General features: G+C 64.0%; 24 protein-coding genes. All 24 read right to left on the reverse strand.

All coding sequences use genetic code 11. The features are described from left to right. Positions 1-348 carry a hypothetical protein gene (locus WT97_RS07905; RefSeq protein ID WP_060036053.1) on the reverse strand — a complete coding sequence of 116 codons (348 nt, stop codon included), beginning with the start codon at positions 346-348 and terminating at the stop codon, positions 1-3. Beyond that, the gene (fliN, locus tag WT97_RS07910; protein ID WP_060036052.1) at positions 345-677 is read right to left on the reverse strand and encodes a flagellar motor switch protein FliN; all 333 of its coding nucleotides are present in this window, start codon (positions 675-677) and stop codon (positions 345-347) included. The genes WT97_RS07905 and fliN overlap by 4 nt, the downstream gene beginning before the upstream one ends. Beyond that, complete coding sequence (locus WT97_RS07915) at positions 674-1,279, reverse strand: FliM/FliN family flagellar motor C-terminal domain-containing protein (protein ID WP_179949759.1); 606 nt, start codon at positions 1,277-1,279, stop codon at positions 674-676. The genes fliN and WT97_RS07915 overlap by 4 nt, the downstream gene beginning before the upstream one ends. Positions 1,280-1,491: 212 nt before the next feature. Further along, on the reverse strand, positions 1,492-2,685 hold the full coding sequence (locus WT97_RS07920; protein WP_060036050.1) for a flagellar hook protein FlgE: 1,194 nt from the start codon (positions 2,683-2,685) through the stop codon (positions 1,492-1,494). Between the two features lie 22 nt (positions 2,686-2,707). After that, on the reverse strand, positions 2,708-3,115 hold the full coding sequence (locus WT97_RS07925; protein WP_060036049.1) for a flagellar hook assembly protein FlgD: 408 nt from the start codon (positions 3,113-3,115) through the stop codon (positions 2,708-2,710). Next, positions 3,105-3,818 carry a hypothetical protein gene (locus WT97_RS34035; RefSeq protein WP_156440230.1) on the reverse strand — a complete coding sequence of 238 codons (714 nt, stop codon included), beginning with the start codon at positions 3,816-3,818 and terminating at the stop codon, positions 3,105-3,107. Before WT97_RS34035 ends, WT97_RS07925 begins: the two co-directional genes overlap by 11 nt. Next, a complete protein-coding gene (locus tag WT97_RS07930) occupies positions 3,818-4,264 on the reverse strand; it encodes a hypothetical protein (RefSeq protein WP_060036048.1) in 447 nt (148 codons plus the stop codon). Before WT97_RS07930 ends, WT97_RS34035 begins: the two co-directional genes overlap by 1 nt. Continuing rightward, complete coding sequence (locus tag WT97_RS07935; RefSeq protein WP_060036047.1) at positions 4,261-5,583, reverse strand: FliI/YscN family ATPase; 1,323 nt, start codon at positions 5,581-5,583, stop codon at positions 4,261-4,263. The genes WT97_RS07930 and WT97_RS07935 overlap by 4 nt, the downstream gene beginning before the upstream one ends. Then, the gene (locus WT97_RS07940) at positions 5,576-6,295 is read right to left on the reverse strand and encodes a hypothetical protein (RefSeq protein WP_060036046.1); all 720 of its coding nucleotides are present in this window, start codon (positions 6,293-6,295) and stop codon (positions 5,576-5,578) included. Before WT97_RS07940 ends, WT97_RS07935 begins: the two co-directional genes overlap by 8 nt. After that, positions 6,292-6,813, reverse strand: a complete 522-nt coding sequence (locus tag WT97_RS07945; RefSeq protein WP_060036045.1) for a hypothetical protein — start codon at positions 6,811-6,813, stop codon at positions 6,292-6,294. The genes WT97_RS07940 and WT97_RS07945 overlap by 4 nt, the downstream gene beginning before the upstream one ends. Beyond that, the gene (fliF, locus tag WT97_RS07950) at positions 6,803-8,278 is read right to left on the reverse strand and encodes a flagellar basal-body MS-ring/collar protein FliF (protein ID WP_060036044.1); all 1,476 of its coding nucleotides are present in this window, start codon (positions 8,276-8,278) and stop codon (positions 6,803-6,805) included. Before fliF ends, WT97_RS07945 begins: the two co-directional genes overlap by 11 nt. Positions 8,279-8,281: 3 nt before the next feature. Continuing rightward, positions 8,282-8,587 carry a flagellar hook-basal body complex protein FliE gene (gene fliE, locus WT97_RS07955; protein WP_060036043.1) on the reverse strand — a complete coding sequence of 102 codons (306 nt, stop codon included), beginning with the start codon at positions 8,585-8,587 and terminating at the stop codon, positions 8,282-8,284. Beyond that, the gene (gene flgC, locus WT97_RS07960) at positions 8,584-9,030 is read right to left on the reverse strand and encodes a flagellar basal body rod protein FlgC (RefSeq protein ID WP_060036042.1); all 447 of its coding nucleotides are present in this window, start codon (positions 9,028-9,030) and stop codon (positions 8,584-8,586) included. Before flgC ends, fliE begins: the two co-directional genes overlap by 4 nt. A 3-nt stretch (positions 9,031-9,033) precedes the next feature. Then, positions 9,034-9,399: a hypothetical protein gene (locus WT97_RS07965; RefSeq protein WP_060353263.1), complete on the reverse strand. Its 366-nt coding sequence runs from the start codon at positions 9,397-9,399 to the stop codon at positions 9,034-9,036. A gap of 12 nt (positions 9,400-9,411) precedes the next feature. Continuing rightward, positions 9,412-10,533, reverse strand: a complete 1,122-nt coding sequence (locus WT97_RS07970) for a flagellar basal body P-ring protein FlgI (RefSeq protein ID WP_060036040.1) — start codon at positions 10,531-10,533, stop codon at positions 9,412-9,414. Beyond that, on the reverse strand, positions 10,527-11,117 hold the full coding sequence (locus tag WT97_RS07975; protein WP_060036039.1) for a flagellar basal body L-ring protein FlgH: 591 nt from the start codon (positions 11,115-11,117) through the stop codon (positions 10,527-10,529). The genes WT97_RS07970 and WT97_RS07975 overlap by 7 nt, the downstream gene beginning before the upstream one ends. 1 nt (position 11,118) lies before the next feature. Continuing rightward, positions 11,119-11,889: a hypothetical protein gene (locus WT97_RS07980; RefSeq protein ID WP_156440231.1), complete on the reverse strand. Its 771-nt coding sequence runs from the start codon at positions 11,887-11,889 to the stop codon at positions 11,119-11,121. Next, positions 11,886-12,659: a flagellar hook-basal body protein gene (locus tag WT97_RS07985; RefSeq protein WP_060036037.1), complete on the reverse strand. Its 774-nt coding sequence runs from the start codon at positions 12,657-12,659 to the stop codon at positions 11,886-11,888. Before WT97_RS07985 ends, WT97_RS07980 begins: the two co-directional genes overlap by 4 nt. 2 nt (positions 12,660-12,661) lie before the next feature. Then, positions 12,662-13,366 (reverse strand): flagellar hook-basal body protein, encoded by a 705-nt coding sequence (locus tag WT97_RS07990; protein ID WP_257127550.1) that lies wholly within the window; start codon positions 13,364-13,366, stop codon positions 12,662-12,664. Positions 13,367-13,413: 47 nt separating this feature from the next. Continuing rightward, positions 13,414-15,477, reverse strand: a complete 2,064-nt coding sequence (locus WT97_RS07995; protein ID WP_060353264.1) for a flagellar biosynthesis protein FlhA — start codon at positions 15,475-15,477, stop codon at positions 13,414-13,416. Then, positions 15,474-16,541: a flagellar biosynthesis protein FlhB gene (locus WT97_RS08000; RefSeq protein WP_082742277.1), complete on the reverse strand. Its 1,068-nt coding sequence runs from the start codon at positions 16,539-16,541 to the stop codon at positions 15,474-15,476. The genes WT97_RS07995 and WT97_RS08000 overlap by 4 nt, the downstream gene beginning before the upstream one ends. Then, positions 16,534-17,295, reverse strand: a complete 762-nt coding sequence (locus WT97_RS08005) for a flagellar biosynthetic protein FliR (protein WP_060036034.1) — start codon at positions 17,293-17,295, stop codon at positions 16,534-16,536. The genes WT97_RS08000 and WT97_RS08005 overlap by 8 nt, the downstream gene beginning before the upstream one ends. Positions 17,296-17,297: 2 nt before the next feature. Next, positions 17,298-17,564 (reverse strand): flagellar biosynthesis protein FliQ, encoded by a 267-nt coding sequence (gene fliQ / locus WT97_RS08010; protein WP_060036033.1) that lies wholly within the window; start codon positions 17,562-17,564, stop codon positions 17,298-17,300. Positions 17,565-17,932: 368 nt separating this feature from the next. Further along, positions 17,933-19,075 carry a tetratricopeptide repeat protein gene (locus WT97_RS08015; RefSeq protein WP_060036032.1) on the reverse strand — a complete coding sequence of 381 codons (1,143 nt, stop codon included), beginning with the start codon at positions 19,073-19,075 and terminating at the stop codon, positions 17,933-17,935. Positions 19,076-19,808 lie beyond the last annotated feature (733 nt).

Below are 19,808 nucleotides of genomic sequence, written 5' to 3' on the forward strand. Positions count from 1 at the left end.
TCAGGACTCCTGCGGCAACTGGTCGCGAGCGTCGACGACACGGCTGCCGTTCGCATCGGACATGAGGAGAACAACGCGCCGGTCATATTCGATCAGATGCAAGGTGGCCCGAGCGGAAAGTCGGGCATGTTCGATCACGCGAATGCGCGGCACATTCCCGGGATCGCGTGGCGTGCCGCGGACGGAGCGTGCCCGGATGACGAGTGCGGCGACCACGCCGATCGCGAGGCACAACAGCAACGCCAGCACGACGCGAACCCAGTCGACGCCGAGGTGCGAAAAGAGGCTGACGGCCGGCGCGGCATCCGGTGCGCGTTCGAGCCACGATGCGGGTACCGGTGTGGTCATCGATCGGCTGTTCCAACGCTGACGATGCGCACGCCGAAACGGCCGTCGACGGCGACGATTTCGCCGGTCGCGATCGCCTTGCCGTTCAACGCGATCTCGACCGGATCGCCGACCGATCGATCCAGCTCGAGCACGCCGCCCGATTGCAACGTCATCATGTCCTTGACGTTCATCGTGGTGCGACCGAGCAGCACGTCGACCGTGACCTTGACGCCGTCGAGCAGCTCGAGCATCGGGCGCGGCGATGCTTCCGCGCTCGCGTCGGCGTGCTGTTCGGGCAGATCGACGCGGGCCGCTACGGCCTGTTTGGGAAACGTATGGGTAGTCATGGCGAATCGGGCGTCGCGAGCGACGTCAGTTTGAAGGAAAGCGATGTGCCGGTATGGCCCGGCGTACCGAACGCGACGGTGGACGAGGTTTCGTCGACGACCAGCGTGGCAGGCGCGTCGATCGTGCGATCGAGGACGATGACGTCGCCCGGCGATAACGTCGTCAACTGGGCAGCGGACAATTCACATCGACCGAGCCGCACGGACAGTGCGACCTGACACGTATCCAGCGCGATGCGGCGCGGTGTCAGCTCGGTGCCGATCCGCGAACGCGGGACGGCGCGCGCGTCGGATGCGCCGTTGTTCCAGACATGCCGGACGTCGCAGAACAGCAACGCAAGCGCGTCGCCATTCGGCGCGACAATCGGCAGCCGAAAAAGACCGTAGCCGCTGAACGATGTCGCGGCGGTGGAGACGTCATTGCCGGCGGGTGCTGAAGCTGTCCGACCGGAAGCAGACGATACGCACAGCGACGCAATCAGGTCGTCGCGGATTTCGGCGGCGATCGATGCGAGGAAGCCATGGCATGCGGGGTTGTCGAATGCGTGTCCACCCGCAGCGAACGCGGCGTCGATCAGACGCCGATCGCTGCGCTCGGACATGTCGATGCGCACACCCGGAGCACAACAGTGACTGGTTTGTGCCCGCGCGTCGGGTTCGGGCGGCTTGCCGGGCAGGCTCGCGACGTCGCCGAGCGAAAAGCACGTCCGACCGAACCACCGCGACTGCCAGTCGGCGAGTGCCGTCTCGAACAGCGCCCGCGCGAGATCAGGATCGCGATTGCTGGCCGGGCGCCAGGTGACGGGGCCGATGCTCATCCCTGACTCCGCATCTGAAGCAGCTGTTGCATCATCTCGTTTGCCGCGCTCACGACTTGGGACGAAGCCTGAAAGCCGCGCTGGATCAGGATGAGCTGGCCGAACTCGGACGACAAGTCGACGTTCGACGCCTCGGTCGCACCGGAAAGCAGCTTGCCGACGCCGGCGCCATTGCTGGAGCGATACGCAGGCGGGGCGGCGTGGCTCGCATCGAACAGTCCCTTGCCCATCTGAATCAGTTCCTGGGGATTGGAAAAACTGGCGAGGGCGACCGCGCCGAGCTTGTCGTTTTGTCCGTTGGAATAGCCGATCACGAGCTGACCGTCCTGATCGATGCTCAGCGACGACAGCGTGCCGGTCGCGTAACCATCCTTGGACAACACGCGCAGGGTCGATGTCGTGCCCGCGGAATAGCTCGTCACGCCATTGGAGAAATCGAGCGAAACCGTGAGCAGCGGCGCGTTGGCAGGGCGCAACGTGACGCCGATCTTGTTCTGCCCGGGATCGGGAATGCCGCCGGTGAATTGCAGCGTGCTTTCCTGGACGGGCACGCCGTTTTCGTCGCTGACGGACACCTTCCAGCGTCCGGGAAGCGGGCCGGAATCGGGTTTGAAATCGAGCTTGAGCGTGTGTTTCCCGCCAGTGGCGTCATATACGTCTATGTTGGGAATCGAGAAGCTGGTGGACCCCGTCGACAGGTTGTCGGTGAACTTGACGACGGTCGTTGCCATCGGCGGATTCACCTGCTTGCCCGCAACCGACAGGCCCGAGAGACCACCCGAGCCGGTGAGCGCCGCCAGCTGCAGCCCGGTGCTCTTGTCGCGAATCGACCCGTCGTCGTCGACGATGAACTGGCCCGTTCGCGTGTAGCGGGCGTCCTTTCCGTCGAGCAGCGTCAGGAATCCGTTGCCCTGGATCGCGAGATCGAGCTGACCATCGCTCGGCCGCGTGTCGCCTTGCTTGAAATTCAGCGAAGCGTAGCCGTATTCGACACCGCTGCCGGAATAGGCGACGTTCGGATTGCCGCTGGAGCCGCGTGCGAATTGCTGGCCGTAGTAGAGGTCGGCAAACTGCGGCGTCGACGTCTTGAAGCCGGCGGTATTGAGGTTGGCCACGTTGTTGCTGATGGTCTGCAAGCCGCGCGAATAGGCTGTCAAGCCGCTCATGCCGATGTAGATGCTTTCAAGCATGGATCTCTCCCGGTCGCGCCGATTATCGAACAGCGACGATCTGCGCGACCGTCGCGTTGGTCAGGAATTGGCCGTCTGCCGTTTCGATCGTCAATTGCGGCTGGCCGTCCTTGAACGACACGCTCTTCACGACACCGCTCAGTTGCGCCGTATCGGTCTGTACATCCACGTTGCGGCCGAGCAGCCCGACCGTCCTGGTGGCCGACTGGACCGTCAGCAGGCTGTCGATCTTGTCCGTCATCTGCCGGCTCTGCTCGAGCGACGTGAACTGTGCGAGTTGCGATACGAACTCGAAGTTGTCGACGGGCTTCAGCGGATCCTGGTAGGTAAGCTGCGTCAGGATGATCTGCAGCAGCGACTGCATGTTCAGGCCGAGCGAATCTGCCCGGGCGCCGAGATTGGCGGACGAGGCAATGGGATCAATCGCCATGAGTGGTTTCTCCGGGAGCGTTGCGGTCGATGCCGTTGATCACGAGCTTCGACGTGGGGTAGCCGCTCTGCTGCAGAGCGGTGCGAACATGGGAATCGAGCAAGTCGAGGTCGTCGGGATCGGCCTGTGCGATGCGAAGCGACACAAGTGGCGCGCCATTCCCCGGCAGGACCGTCACGCGAAACGGCGAGGCGGCCGGTGGTGACGATACGTTGGCGACCGGGAGGTCGCGGCCGGAGGCCACGCCAGCGATGTGTTCGGTCGAACCGGGTGCTTTTGCGTCCGGTTGCCCGAAACGCTCGGGTAGCGGTCGAGGACCAGGCGCCTGGTATGCGCTCGCAGGTCGAGCCGCATCCTCGCGCTGTGGCAGCGTTGTCGGGGCGCTCGTTTGCGTAAGCGAGACCGCGGGGCCGACGTCGGGCACAACCGTCGTCACGGCTTGCGACGAGAGAGGCGACGCGATCGAGGCGGTGTACTGTTCGGTGATGGCGGGAGCGCTCACCGGCGACTCGACGGTTGCCGGGTTGCAGGGCGTCGATCGGGCGGGACTGTCGGCAGGAAGCGCTGACACGGCGTTGCGCCACATGTCCTGCTCCATCGAGCGAAGCAACTGGCCAAACGCGTTGCCGGTGCCGCTGGCCGATATGCGCGGCCGATCGGCTGACGCGTCGGCCGCACGAAGCAACTGAACATCCGTTGTCATCAATTCTCCCCAGAAAGGGCTACGCGGATCTCTAGTTCGGTCATCCGTCGCTCGTCGAGCGCCGCGCGATGTCGTTTCTCCATGTGCAGGGCGTGCTGATCGGCGGCGTCGGCGAGGCGGTCGCGTTGCTGCAGAGCCGCGCGAACGACCTCCAACTCGGTGGTCCGCATGTCGACGCGCCGCGCCGCGGTGTTGCGTTGGATGGAAACGGATTCGAGTGCGGCCGAGCAATTAGCGAGCAGCGCGGGCGATAGCCGGTCGGCCAGGGCCGCGCCGCGCCACGCCGCGAGATGCGAGTCGTGCTCGGCTTCGACTTGCTGCTGCCGGTCGCGCTCGACATCGAGCGCAGCGCGTGCCTGCGCGGCACGCGAGATTGCCTGTTGCAGTTGCAGTTGACGGACGAGCGCGATGTCGAGCGCAGCGTTCCGTTGCGAGCGGCGTGTCATGACGTCGCCTCCAGTATGGTTTTCAGCGATACGATCGCGTGATCGCGATCGGTGGCCTGCCCGACGTCCTGCCGGAGAAAATCAATGAGGCTGGAACGGATGCGCAGCGCATCGTCGAGCACGGGATTGCTGCCGGCGACATAGAGACCGGCTTCGATGAGCGTGCGCGACTGCTCGTAGAGCGACAGCCCGGCGAGGGCACGCGCAGCCAGATGGCGCGCATCATCGCTGGCGACGTGTTGCATGACCCGACTGACGCTTCGCGTCACATCGATCGCCGGGAAATGCCCCTGCTCGGCGAGCGTTCGCGTCAGCACGAGGTGTCCGTCCAGCAGCGCGCGCATGGTTTCGGCCATCGGATCGTCGATTTCGTCGGTTTCGGCCAGCACCGTCATCAGCGCTGTGATAGCGCCGCCGTCGCGCACCGCGCCGCAGCGTTCGACGACCTTCGGCAATGCGGCGAAGACGCTCGGTGTATAGGCTCGAAGGGTGGGAGGCTCTCCCGCCGCGAGGCCGATCTCGCGCAGCGCGAGCGCATAGCGCGTGATCGAGTCGAGCAGCAGCAGCACATGCTTGCCCTGCGAACGGAAATACTCGGCGTGGGCCAGTGCCGCCGATACGCTGCGTGCACGCAGGATGGCAGGCTGATCGGACGTGGCGATCACCATTACCGACCGCGCGCGTGACACATCCTGAAGCGCCCGGTGCCAGAAATCCTCGGCTTCGCGTCCGCGTTCACCGACGAGACACAGAACGCACACGTCTGCATCGACGTGGCGAGCCAGTCCGGACAGCAGCGTCGTTTTGCCGACGCCGCTCCCCGCGAAGATGCCGATGCGCTGGCCGACGCCGAGCGTCAGCAGCGTATCGATTGCTCGGATCCCCGTATCGAGCGCACGATCGGGGGTGGTGCGATCGAGCGGCGACGTGGGCACGCCCGAAAGCGGCCACGGATGTCGCGGTGCAATCGCAGCGCCGCCATCGAGCGGCCGGCCGAGTGGATCGACGATCCGCCCCAGGTACGCGTCGCCCACGGGCAGTGTTGCGTCCGAGCCGACCGCGCGTACCGTATCTCCGATACAGAGCGATAGGGTGGCCTGATAAGGGGCAAGCGTAATTCTGCCAACTTCCGCACGGGTGACCTCGGCATATAGCGGGGGCGTCTGTTCTCCCAGGACGCAAAGCGAGCCGACCGCTACGCCGGGGCCGTTTGCATCGATGAAGGTCGGCATGATGCGGGTCACGGTGCCCAGTCGCGCGACGGGGTCGAGGCGGCGCAGCGCGTCGATATAAGGATGCACGGGGCGCCGTTCATGCATGACTGTCCGTCTCCCGGATCGTCGCAGCGATGCTGGCCAACTGGCGTGGGATACCGACGTCGAGCTTGCCGAGCGTCAGGTCGATTACGCAGGCGCCAGCAGGAAGCTGCGGATCGGCGACGAGCGACACCGACGGTGCCGTGTCGAGCGTGTGTCGAACGGTGTCGAGCCGTGCCGGATCGGGGAAATCGTCCGCGGACACGCGGATTCCGACGAGCGACTCCTGCGCGATCGACATCAGGCGATGGCGTACGGTATCAATGACGAGTTCGGCATGACGGGTCGGATCGCCCAGCACGCGCTCCAGCCCGACGAGTGCGACCTCTGCCGCGAGCTTCTCCAGCGATGCCAGCCGAGCAATGAACGTGTCGCGCGCGGCATCGATGCCGCTTTTCAGCAACGCGAGTCGTTCGGCCTCGGCATGCGCCGCCTGCCGAATGCCATCTTCGATGCCGCGCTCGAATGCCGTTCGAGCGGATTGCGCGAGTTCGGCCTCGTGGCCGGATGCTGTCGCTTCGAGTGCGGCAATCCGTGCAAGCAAGCGATCGCGCTCCGGCGCAAATGCATCGCCGGTGTTGCCATCGTCGTGCGCATGCGCCACCGGGGAATGTGCCATCGGCGACGAACAAGGCTCCGTCACGGCCGACTGCGCGCCGAGAGACACGCGCTCGACGCTCAGCACGATCTGTTCTGCCTTGATGATCGGGCTCACGTGCGCCTCCTGCGGAGGCCGTCGAGCAAGCGCCGTCTCCACGAGCTCGGCGGACGCTGCGAAGTTGTGTCGACCTCGACGGCCGGCGGAAGCGCTCGAATCGCTTCGTCAGCGGCGCGCAGCAGCGCATCGCGTGCACGCGGCGCGAGTGGCGCGACGGTATGACGCCGCCATGCCGGATGATCCGCGAACAGGCGCGTGCGCTGCGCGTCGTCGACACTGCCGGCCAGTTGTGCGAGCAGCGCATCGGGCCAGTGGCCGGCGAGACGCTCGATGGCAGGAGCATGATTGGGCGATCCTTCGCCGTCGTCTTGCAACGGTGCGTCGGACAGGACCGTCGCCAATCCGCCAGGTTCTCCCTGGCCGAGCGACGCCGCGTCTTTGAGCAGCGGGCGCAACTGCTTGCGCTCGGCGTCCGATAACGCATGCCAGACTGCCTCGATGTCGTCGGCGGGCCGATGGGCGAGATCGGCAACAAGGCCGCGCAGGCGTCGGTCGATACGCGCGTTAGCCTTCATGATGCTGACGACTCTCGGAAAGAAGGACACGGAGGCGCGTGACGTACTCGGCGCGTTCCGTCGAAGTCATTGCGTGCTGCCCGGCGGGTCGTCTGCCGCCGGCAAGCGCGCGCCACAGCAGGGCGCTTCCAATCAGCAGCACGAGGACCGTTGCGGACGCGGCAACTGGACCCGGCAATCCGAGCCTTGCCCAGACCTGCCGAATACCGCCCGGTCGTACGGCCGTGTGGTCGGCGAGCAAGTCGCCGACGGGATTCGGCGCCGGCATCGTGGGGGCGCCGCCATCGACTGCCGGCGGCGATGCAATTCCGGTTGCCGACCCGTCGGCTGCTTGAGAGCGTGCGAAGATGACGACCGTGTCGCCACGCGACCCGTCCGCACCGACTGCCGCGGCCGTGACCGATTTCAGTTGCGTCAGCGTCTCTTCCGGTAGCGTGCCGTCGATCACGACGCCGACGCTCAGATGTTTCAGCGAGCCCGGCGCAGACACGATCTGCTCCAGCTTGCGTTCCGTTCGCGTGCCATCGGACGACGATGTGGACGGCAACGGCGGAAGGGCGGACACTCCGATGCCCTTGGCATTCACCGACGATGGCGGCAACGGAATGCCGGTCGACCCCGCGCTCGCGATCGGCCGATTCAGATCGGATTCGTTGGTGACGCGCACTTGATCGAAATTCAGCGTTGCGTCGACACTGACGGTTGCATGGCGCGCGCCGAGCAACGGGGCAATCTGCACGCCGATCTTGCGCTCGTACTCGCGTTCGAGTGCGTGCTTGAGCGCGTAGTGCGGATCGTCGACGGGAACATCGCGTCCGGAAGCCGATTCCCCGCGCTGGTCAAGCACCGTCACGTCGGCCGCAGACAGCTGCGGGACCGCGGCGGCCACGAGGCGTTGAATGCCGCGCACCGTGTCGGAGCCGAGCGTATGGCCGCTACGCATGAACAGTGCGACGGACGCCTTTGGCCGATCGTCCGCGCGCCGAAAGATCGACGAATCGGGAAACGCGAGATGGACACGCGCGAGTTCGATCTCGTCGAGCGACATGATGGTTCGCGCGAGTTCGCCCTGCAGCGCACGCTGGTAGTTGACCTTCTGCGCGAAGTCGGTAATGCCGAGATCCGAGTTGTTGAATAGTTCGAAGCCGACGGCCCCCTGTAGCCGCATGTCGCTGCTCATCAGCCTGAGCCGCATGACTTGCGCGTCCGCGGCGGGAACCAGCACGGCAGAAGATGATTCGTCGACCCGGAAGGGGACTTTCTGCCGTTCGAGTTCGGCGACGATGGTGGCCGCGTCTTGCGGCTTCAGGTCCCGGAACAGCACTTGATAGCGCGGACGCAGTGCGAAATAGCCGGCGGTGATCAACGATGCGACGAGTGCAACCAGAACGGCAACGCTGATCAATTGGCGGCGCGGCGATGCGTCGGCAAACGACGCGCGAATACGTGTGAGCAGAGATTCCATGGCTTACAGCTGCATCCGCATCAGTTCCTGGTATCCCTCGACGATGCGAGAGCGCACTTGCAACGCGAGCTGCAGCGACATGCGCGCTTCCTCCAGCGCGATCATGACCTGATGCGGCGGCACTGCGCCGTCGAGCGCGAAGCGGGCGACGGCGTCGTCGGCAAGCCTGGTGGTCTGGTCGACACGGGTCGCGCCCGCGACGAGCCAGTCCGCGAAACTCGACTGCTGCGCAAACGGCGACATGGCGGCCGTTTCCGACAGCGGGGCGCCCTGCACCATGGAGATCGATTCGACCGGATTGGCGCTCATGAGCGGGCCCCGAGTTCGAGCGCTCGCATATACATCGAACGTGCGGCATTGAAGATCACGGTGTCGGCTTCGTAACTGCGCAGCGTCTGCACCATCAACGCCATTTCACCGGCATGGTCGATTCCCGGATAGGCGACCATGCCGTTGGCGTCCGCATGCGGATGCGCCGGGTCGTGGACGAGCCGTGGCGGTGCATCGATGCGCTCGACACCGTAGCTCTGGACACCCGTCATGCCGAAGGTCGGCGACGTATCGCCATTGCGCAGGTGATCGTCGAAGGTTGCGCCGATTCTCGGGCCGGAGACGAGGCGTAACGGGTGGTACGCCTGCCCGTCCGACGTGCGGGTCGTGCCGGCATTGGCGAGATTCTGTGCGATGACTTCCATACGCTGACGTTCGACGTCGAGCCCCGAGCGCGCGATCGCGAAAAGGCTGTTTTCCATCGCTTACATTCCTTTGATGGCGAGTTGGCGGATCTGCAGCGTCCGGTCGAGCATGCCAATCAGCATCGCGTAGCGTGCGGAGGTTTCGGACGCGGACGCGATTTCATCGTCGAGACGGACCGTGTTGACGTCGATCGGCAGCGGCGCGCCGAACGAGGGTTCGACCGACCGGATGCGCGCGAGACGCGTATCGACGGTGTCGCCAGCATGGGTTTCGGCGGCATCGCGCAGTGCCTCTTCGAATGTCACGCGGACCGGCACGTAGCCGACCGAATTGGCGTTCGCGATGTTCTGCGCAGTGGCGGCCTGTCGCGCGAACAGCCCGTCGAGCGCCTTGGTTGCGATCGACGCGACGAGATCGATGGACATGAATCCCTCTCCTTATTGAACGATGATGTCGGCGTGCAGCGCGCCGGCGGCCTTGATCGCTTCGAGGATCGCGATCACATCCCGCGTGCTGATCCGGCTGGCCTTGAGCGCCTGGACGAGATCACCGACGCTGCCTTGCGGAAACGATGCGGCGACCGTCTGGCCCGGTTCGTCGACGTAGAGCTCGCTGTTGCCGACGACGAGGCTGCGTACGTTTGGGCCCGTGATTCCGATGAGGCCCGGTTGCGACGCGTTGTACTGCGTGGCGACGGTCACCTTGATGTCGCCGTGCGAGATCGTGATCGGCGCGATGTGCGTATCGCCACCCGCGACGACCGTGCCGGAGCGCTCGTTGATCACGACGCGCGAGCGTTGGTCGGGGGCCACGGCGAGGGACTCGATGCGCGCGACGTAGCCGTTCAGTCCGCCGCCGTCCAGCGGCGCGCGGATGCGCACGGTGCGCGCATCGGTCGAGCGGGCGGTCCCGCTGCCGAACGAGCGGTTGATCTGCGATGCAATGCGTTCTGCCGTGATCGCGTCGGCGTCCTTCAGGATGAAGCTGAGGTAGCCGTCGCGGTTGACCAGTTCGGCCGTGACCGGTACTTCGACGGTCGCGCCTTCGGGAATGGTGCCTGCGGTAGGGTGATTCTTCATGCGCAGGTTGCCGTTGGCATCGTAGCGATAACCGCCCACGGATACCGCTCCCTGCGCGAGCGCATAGACCTTGCGGTCGGGCCCGCGTAGCGGCGTCATGATCAGCGTGCCGCCGGACAGGCTGCGTGCATCGCCCATCGACGTCACGTTGACGTCGAGCTTGTCGCCGACGTCCGAGGTTGGCGGCAGCGACGCCGTGATCATGACCATTGCGACGTTGCGGCTCTGCAGTTGATCTTGTGTCAGATTCAGATCGAACTGCGACAGCATGTTCGTCATCGCCTGGCGGGTCGCCTGATTGCGTGGGGTGTCGCCCGAGCCCGACAGGCCGGTGACGATCCCGTATCCGACCAGCATGTTGTCGCGCCAGCCGAGGAAGCGGCCGAGATCCTTGAGGCGAACGTCGGCCGTGGCCGCGCTAGCGGCGGTCGAGACCGCGCAGACCAGCCACGCGGCATGGATGAAGAAGCGCTTTACCATAGGCCGAGCCATGCGAAGAAGCGTGGAATGAGGCCGGGCCGCGAGCGATCGGTGATGAAGCCTTCGCCGGTGTAGTCGATCTTCGCGTCTGCGAGTCGCGTCGACAGCACCGTATTGTTCGCGGCGATGTCGATCGGCCGGATGCGGCCTTCGAGGCGAATGCGGGTTTTTTCACCGTTGACGTCGATGTCCTGCGTGCCTGCAACGATGAGGTCGCCGCTCGGCGTCACGCCCGTGACGCTGGCGCTCAGCTGTGCGAGCAGCCGGCCCGTGCGCTGAATCTGGCCTTTGCCGCCGTAGTTGTCGCCAAGACCGACCTGTGCAGAATTCTTGCCCGCGTACAGCGTCGACACGTTGCCCTGCACACCGAAGCCGGTCTTCGTCGACGTGTCTGCGGTGTTGCTCGCGCTCGAATTCTCGTAGATGAGGATCGTGACGATGTCGCCCGGCCGCGACGCGCGTCGGTCTGCCGTTAGCGATTCGTAGGTCGAGCCTTGATAGAGATCGGCCGCCGGTGCGGCGGTCGTCCCGAGCAGCGACGCTGCAAGTGCGCCCGCGTGGATGAAGGAAAGGACGCGGCGCATGTCAGTGCCCCCGTCCGTCCGACGGCGCCCGCCAGATCTGGATGTCCGCATTGCCGGTCAGTACCGGTGCCGCATGCCGTGGCCCGGCGTCGGCCAGTGCCGTGCCAGAGCGCGTCACCGTCACGGCACCCACCTGGATGGTGTCGAACACGCGTCCGCCACGATGAACGGTGGCCAGACGGGACGTGGCGGGCGCCGGCACGATCTCGCCGGCGGTTATGGCGCGGGCCGCCCGCACTACATGTGATTCCGCGTCGTAGCGCCAGGCCCGTACGGCGCCGTTGCCCGGGCAGCCTGCCGGTTGAATCTCGCCGGCTGACGGGCTGGCGTCGACCGGGAGATCAGCGAGCACGCTCACGCACGAGGGCGAAGCCGTGCTGGCAGCGGCGTTGGTCCGGAGAAGTGTGATTTCGACGTCGGCGACCGGCACGTTCGCGAGCCAGGGGCCGAGCATTGGCATCGCGCGGCGTGCGGATGCGGCGAGCCGGCGCGCGTCCACGCGAACGGCGGTTGCCGATCGCGCGAGCGACATCACCGGAACGGTCGCCGCGCGCGGTGCGATGGACTCAGGCAGGGCGGTCAGGTCGGCGACATCCGCCAGCGTGACTGTCGGGCGATCGACGGTGACGGTGGCGCGAAAACGGATCGCTGCGTCGGGCGACGGCGGCGCGCCGAGCACGGCCACAGGAACGAGCGCACCGAGGCAAAGTAGCCGAGCGCGCGCCGCCAACGGTGCGCGCGACTTGCTCGGACTGGAAAAACCGCGCGTCATCGCTTGAGCCCGTTGGCGATGGACATCAACTCGTCGCCGACTTGAACGAGCCGCGCGTTGGCCGCATAGGTTCGCTGGTAGAGCATCAGGCCGACGAGTTCGTCGGACATCGATACGTTCGATGCCTCGCTGAATCCCTGGACCAGCACGCCGGCGTTGTCCTCGCCCGGGCGAACGCGCGTCAACGACGACGCATCGTCCCGTGCGCGATAGACGCCGCCGCCCACCGATTCGAGCGAGCGCACGTCGGACGGCACCAGCACTTCGAGTTCGCCGATGTCGAGCGGATCGGCCTGGCCGGACACGGTCGCCTGAACCTGACCGGTCTGCGAGATCGTGATCGCCGATGCATCGCGCGGTACCGAAATCATAGCCTTCAGGCGCTGGCCGTCCGCGGTCGCGAGATAGCCGTCGGAACCGACCCGCAGCGTGCCGCCGCGCCAGAGCAGCGTCTGGCCGGAATCGGACGCGAGCTCGATGAAGCCGTTGCCGCGAATCGCCAGATCGAGCGTATTGTTGGTCGGCCGCAATTCGCCCTGCGTATAGACGTGCAGCGATGGATCCGCGCTGACGCCGGCCGCGATGCTCGACGTTTCGTTCGCGTAATCGCGCACGAGCGGCGCCGGCACCGTGGTGAGCAGTTCGGAGAACGCGACGGTGCCGCGCTTGAACGCGGGCGTGGTCATGTTGGCGATGTTGTTCGCCGTGACGTCGATGGCGGTCTGTTGCGCGTTGAGGCCGGTTGCGCCGATGTAGAACACATTGTTCACGATTACATGTCTCCGAGACGTTGCAGGACGTTGCCCATCATGTCGTCGTACGCATGAACGAGCTTCTGCCCGGACTCGACGCGTCGCATCGCGGCCATCATCCGGATCATTTCGTCGGCGTTCGATACGTTCGACGTTTCCAGATAGCCCTGCATCACGCGGGGATCGGCCAGATCGACCGGTCGCGCACCGTTTGCGCGATACAACCCGTCGTTGGTGCGGGCCAGTTGATTCGGATTGGCGAACGACGCCGTGCCGATCACGGCGACCGGCTGGCCATCGTCAAGCACGGTCCCGTCGGCGAGGACGCGCCAGTTCTGCGAACGAACGACGATGTCGCCGCCGCCACTGCCTTGCAGCGCCCAGCCTTGTCGCGTGACGAGCCGGCCATCGGCGTCCAGCCGGAAGGAGCCACCGCGCAGATAGGCGGTGCCATCGGGAGCGGAAACCGCGAAGAAGCCGCCGCTCGACAGCGCGAGATCCAGCGGATTGCCGGTGTGGATCATGCGGCCGGGCGTGAAGTCGGTTGCAACGTCGCGCGTGGATGCACGTGGCGCCGCCGTTTGCGCGGACGACTCGGCCTGCGAAACCGCATCGGCGAAGGTGATCAGCCGCTTGTAGCCCGGTGTCGCGAGATTCGCGACGTTCTGCGCGGCGGTTTCGACCTGGCGCATCTCGGACGAGATCAGGCCGACGGCGGTTGTCATCAGGTTATCCATGGGCGGGGCGGGTATCGTTCATGAAAGCGGGGCGGTCATGCCGCGGAAGCGTGACGGTCGAGACCGACCATCCCGAACGAACGCAGATTGATCGCGTGCGGGATCTCGTTCATCGACAGAACGGCGAGCCGAGGGGCGATACGGCGAGAAAAGATCTTCAGGTGCCGGCGCAGCTCGGGCCGGCACAGCAACGCGGGGGCGAGATTCTGTCGAAGCATCGCGTCGACTTGTTCAGCGAGCCGCGTGAGGAACGATTCGGCCAGCCCCGGATCGAGCACGAATGCACCGCTACCGTCAGCGCCCTGCAAATTGTGTGCAATCGTGTTTTCGAGCATCGGATCGAGCGTCAGCACCGCGAGTGCTTCCTTCTCGCCGATCAGACGCTGGCAGATACTATGTCCGAGCTTCTGACGTACGCGTTCCCCGAGCAATGCCGGATCTTTCTCATGCCGACCGGCATCGGCCAGCACCTCGACGATCTGGTCGATGTTCCGGATCGGGACATGCTCGGACAGCAATCCCTGCAACACGGCCTGCACGTCGCCGACTGATAGGATGTTGGGTACAAGTTCCTCGACGAGCCCCGGCGACCGTGTGCGGACGCCTTCGAGCAGCGCGACGACATCGCTGCGGGACAGGAGCGTCGAGATGTTTGCACGGACAACCTCGGTGACGTGCGTGACGAGTACCGTCATCGGGTCGACGGCCGTATAGCCGAGCGACGATGCGCGGGAGACCTGCGCTTCGTCGATCCACAGCGCGGGCAGGCCGAATGCCGGGTCGCGCGTCGCGATGCCCATCAGGTCGCCCGACTTGCCGTTCGGGTGGATCGCGAGGGTTTTGTCTGCATGCAGCGCGGCTTGGCCGAAGCGATTGCCGTACAGCAAGATCCGGTAGTCGTTCGAGCCCAGCTGCGCTGCATCGCGGAATGTCACGGCCGGGATCGTGACACCCATCTCGTCGGCGTACTGCTTACGAAACGCGGCAACCCGTTCGGCCAGCACGCCCTGTAGTGGAATCCATGCACGCGCGAGTTCCGGGCCGAAGCCGACTTCAACAGGTGCAACGGGCAAGGCCTGCCCGTCGCTCCCGGCAGCGGGCGTGGCCGGAGCGTCGGCGCCGGCCATTGCCGTAGCTGCTTCGGCCGACGTGCCGCGTGCGAACCACCACGCGAAGAAGACCACCGGCGCGAGAATCAGGATCGGCCATTTCGGCATGCCCGGCAGGATCAGCAGGCCGATCAGCGCCCCGGTCACGAGAAAGCGGATCTTCGGGAACTGAGCGAGTTGGCGGAACACTTCGTTGCTCAGTTCGCCGTCGGACGCCGAACGTGTGACGATGATCCCGGTTGCCACCGAGATCACGAGCGCGGGTACCTGCGTGACGATGCCATCGCCGATCGTCAGCAAGGTGAACTTCTGTAGTGCGTGACCGAGCGGCATGCCCATCTGGGCGACACCAACTGCCCAGCCGCCAAGAATATCGATGAGCATGATGATGATGCCGGCGATCGCGTCGCCCTTGACGAACTTGCTCGCGCCGTCCATCGAGCCGTAGAACGCGGCCTCCTTTTCCAGCGCTTTTCTGCGGGCCCGCGCTTCGTCCTGGTCGATCAGACCCATGTTGAGGTCCGCATCGATACTCATCTGCTGGCCGGGCATCGCGTCGAGCACGAAGCGGGCGGCCACCTCGGACACGCGCTGTGCACCGTTCGTCACGACCACGTACTGGACGACGATCAGGATGAAAAAGATGATCAGGCCGATGACGAAATTGCCCTGCACGACGAATTCGCCGATTGCGCTGATCACCTGGCCGGCTTCGCCGCCGGACAGGATGAGTCTCGTCGCCGCGATGTTCAACGACAACCGGAACAGCGTCGCGATCAGCAGCAGCGACGGGAAGGTCGAAAAATCGACGGGCCGGACAACGTAGATCGTCAGCAGCAGGATCGTGAACGCGAACGCGAAGTTCGTGATGATCAGCAGGTCCAGAGCGGCGGCCGGGATCGGCGCAAAGAGGATCAGCAGGATCGCCATGACGGCGAGCACGAGCGCGAGATCTTGCTGCCGGCCGAAGCGGGACATGAGCGCGTTCATGCGGCGACCTCGCCAACGCGGCGGCGAATGCGCAGGTAGACCGTGGCGGCGTCGCGATACGAGCCGGCGGAAATTTCCTGATCGACGCATGTTTCACGAAAAATACGTCGGGCCAGCGCTGGCGATTCGACGACAGGAATGCCGTAAACGAACGCAACCTTCTTGAGCCGTTGCGCAAAATCGCCGGCGCCTCGTGCGATCACCTTGGGTGCTGCCATATGCGCCGGCACGTACTTCAGTCCGATCGCATAGTGCGTCGGATTCGTGATCAGGACATCCGCGTCGCGGACATTGCGAAGGCTGCGCGCATTCTGGGTCAGCTCGCGACGAATCTTGCGTCGCTGATTCTTGATCCGCGGATCGCCTTCGCGTTGTTTGTATTCCTGTTTGATTTCGTGACGGCTCATGCGCATCTTCTTTGCGAAGACGCGATGGACGATCACGAAGTCGAGTGCGGCGAACACTGCGGCGGCGATCAGCAGCTTCGCGAGGAAGCTCAGTCCGACCGTCTGCATCAGCTCGCCCAAGCGACGCGGATTGAGCGGCGTATGTGCGACGCTCTCGATTATGGACGCGATGCAGAACCATGCGATCAGGCTGTAAACAGCCATTTTGGTCAGAGTGCGAGCCGAATCCAGGAGCGTCTGTAACGAAAAGATGCGTTTGAATCCCTGGACGGGATTGAGCCTGGACATGTCGGCCTTGACGGCAGCCGGCGCAAAAAGGAAGCGGGTTTGCAGCACGGTGACCAGCAGCCCAGCACCCATCGACAACAGCGCCATCGGCGCAATCAAGCGAAAGGCGTCCAACACTGCTGTCATCAACCACGTAGTCATCGCGCCGGGCGTATGTGCGACGGCAGGAATCTCTGCCAACAGGCGAACGCTGCGGGTAGCGATGGCTGACGCGAGGTGTGTGCCATCGGTCCACAAGTAGGCCGCACAGGCGCTGAGGCTGGCCAGCATGCCGAGCTCCTGACTCTTGGGCGTCATGCCCTTCTTGCGCGCCTGCTCGAGACGGTAGGCAGTGGCGGCTTCGGACCGGTTCTCGTCTTGTTCAGCCATAGTGTCGGAACGTGGTCGGAACGAAGTCGAGCGCGAGCCGCACGAGCCGCAACGCGACCGGTGCGAGCGTGCCAACTGCCAACGCCATTGCGGCAAGCGTGACGAACGCCTTGACCTGGAAGCCCAGCATCAATGCATTCATCTGCGGGAGCGCACGGGCCAGGAACGCAATCACAAGATCCGTCAGGAACAGCGTCAGCATGACGGCGGCGGTCGCGCCCAGCGCGATGGCAGTCAGCGAGCCGAAGTACGACGTGAACGATGCGGGGTCGCCGATGATGTGGACAGACGCAGGCGGAAACGATTGCGTGAGCGCGAAAAGCAGGGCGAGGAGATCGCGATGCCCGTTGGACGCGAAGAAAATGACGCCCGCCGTCATGGTAAGGATGGAACCGAGCAACGGCGCCTGGCTACGCGAGCCCGGATCGATGACCATCGCCAGGCCATAGCCGGCCTGAACATCCAGAACGCGTCCGACGAACGACAGAGCCGCGAAACTGGCCTGGAATGCAAAGGCGATCGCAAGCCCGAGCAGGCCCTCCCATGCGGCAACGGGAATCATGCCGGCGTCGACTGGCCCCTGATACGGGACGGTCGATGCGAGGCAGGCGGACAACGTCAGTGTCGCGGCAACTTTAACCCGCATCGGCGTCACCATCTGCGAGAAGGGTGGGGCAAGCGTCAACACCGGGCCCACGCGCAACGAAAGCAACAGCGTCGCCGCAGCCCATCCGATACTCGGACTGGCGATCATGGTTAGCCCAGTGTCGGAATGAGATTAAAGAGAGATTGGGTAAAGCCGGTCAGTCGGGCCAACATCCAGGAACCGAGCAGGACAATGACGAAACCGACGACAACCAGTTTCGGCACATAGGAAAGACTCATTTCCTGAAGTTGTGTGACGACTTGAAACAGGCTGATGACGAGACCCGTTATCAGAGCGGCGAGGAGAATGGGACCCGCGACAAGTAAACTTGTCCACATTAGCTGAGCCATAAGGCCCAGGGCATTGTCGCTAGACATTCTCTCGTTTCCCCGGGGGATGTTACTGTTTATTACGATTATTTTGCTATGTTGAATTGCAATCGTAATGATGTCAACGATATTGAAAGGAGTTAATCGATGATGAAAATCAACTGAAAGTTGTCAATCTCTGGCATTGGGAGGGTGGTTTTTAGTTAATAAATATTGCTAAATCATGGCGCTGGCGACGTATTATTTCTGGCGGGGGTTCAATGCGGTGTGCGGGAAGTTATATTGCGGGCGGCGCGATCGAATGACTGTCTGCTGATGAAACTACGTGGATTGCAATCGTCACGATCGAGCCATGGCTCCCCGTCACGCAACTCTGCAGTGGCGATCGGGGGAGAAGTCGTGGTGGGGTACGTGGGTTATGATCGATTGTGCGTGCGCTTAAGGCCGAATGCTGTCAGCGACTGCGCCAGCGTCCGGCCGGTCGATCCAAGGGGACGATTCAGCACCGCTTCCTTGAGGGTATTCGCAGATTCGGCATGGTTCGTCGCCTCAAGTTCCAAGGTCTTCGCCAGCGTGCCGGACAGCGATTGCGGATCGAGGCGCAGCGCAATATCGGCGTGACGGCGCGAATCGTCCCGGCGCTCTTGAAGCTGCAGGGCCACCGCGAGCGAACCATGGGCTTCGGCAAATCCTCGATCAAGCACTGCCGCTTGTTGAAAGCGTTCGGCTGCCGTCGCCAGATTGCCGGCGAAGAGCCAGGCCCAGCCGGCCGCAAGCCAGGAGCCGGCATGGCTCCCGAGTCGTTCCGCGGCGTGATCGAGCATCGCCGCCGCGTTCGGGAATCGCTCTTGCGCGAGCAGGCACAGACCGCGCCCGAGCGTGGCGCGTGCTTCCAGCGGGTTGCTTTCGGTCGCTCGTTCGAGCAGTTCGGTTGCACGTTCGATATTGCCCGCCTCGAGTTCCGCCAATCCGAGGATCACTAGACTGTCGGGAGAATCCGGCGCACGCGCTGCATGGCGTTGTGCATTTTCCAGATCACCCAGATCGAACAAAAGCGACGCGTAAGCGCCTACAAAGCCCGGGGGCGGGACGGCCTGATCCATCAACGACCCCATCCGAGTGGCTTCGTCGAAGCGGCCCAGGTAATGAAGGCCCCGCAACTTCAGGGCAGCCGCCTCCGGGACCGCGTCGAGGCAGGCGGGCGCAAGGTCCGCTGCAGGCGCGAAGGAACCGGACATGGCGCTCGCATACGCAAAATTGTAGTAAAGGACCGGATTCGCGTCGTGTTCAACGAGAGTGCGGAAATCGGCCAATGCGGCTTCAAACCGACCTTCGGACATGGCTGACAAGCCCCTCATATTGACGAGCGATGGCGGGAGAGGCTGAATTGCTTCGTAACGCGTCAGCAATTCATTGCAAAGCTGAAACTGGTGGGCGTCGGCTGCGGCAGTCGCTGTATCGGCAAGCAGAGAAAGGTTTTCTGAATCCTCGTCCAGGAAAGTCAGGAGGCGATCGAGACGGGCTTGTAGGGATTGAAACGCCTGCAGATCGACGGCCATAAATCTGAAATCCTTCTAGAATGGACGAATGATGTGACAATTGCTCTTGAGTATCGATCGTTGAGAGTTAATTGCTTGGAATCGATCGCTTTCGAAATTTTTGAGGAGCAGTGTATTTTACAGTAGTGTAGCAAATTGGACAGTCAGTGCGGAATGAAACCGAAATCGATGGTGCAATGGCACGCCGGAAAGCCGGAGCCCTTGAATTTCATGTTGAGGCGGTGCGCCGAAAAAGAGTCGCGAAGGCCAAGAAATTGCAAGCACCATTGAAATCGGTTTAGTGGGGTAGGGACCACCACACGTCACGGGAGCGTTGGCGATCCTGCGGTGGCTCGCTGTAGCCCTGATGTGGGCGTACGACCGACGGAGGATCGACCCGCAGAACCGGTTGCGGGTCGTGCTCGAACGTTCGATGGCCGGCGGCGGCAGTGGAGGAGTCGTGATCGTACTCGGCAACAGGTTCGGTGAAAGCGGCAGTCGCGCGACGGCCATGGCGGCCCATCACGAGAATGCGGTGAAGCCCATCTGGAACGCAGACGGATTACATTTTCTCCATTCGCCGAGACGCGACGCATCTGACGGCTTGTGCTCAGGGCAACATGGAACTGGTCGCCTGGTTTGCCTTGCTGCTCGAATTGCTGAGATAGGCATAGCGCTCTTCAACGGCCTGCCGATGAGACGGGAACTGGCGAAATGCGACGTATGGGTACGATCGTGGGTAGGAGGCGGTCCG

Origin of the sequence: Burkholderia sp. MSMB1459WGS, from assembly GCF_001534535.1 — a bacterium.
Classification (GTDB): Bacteria; Pseudomonadota; Gammaproteobacteria; order Burkholderiales; family Burkholderiaceae; genus Burkholderia.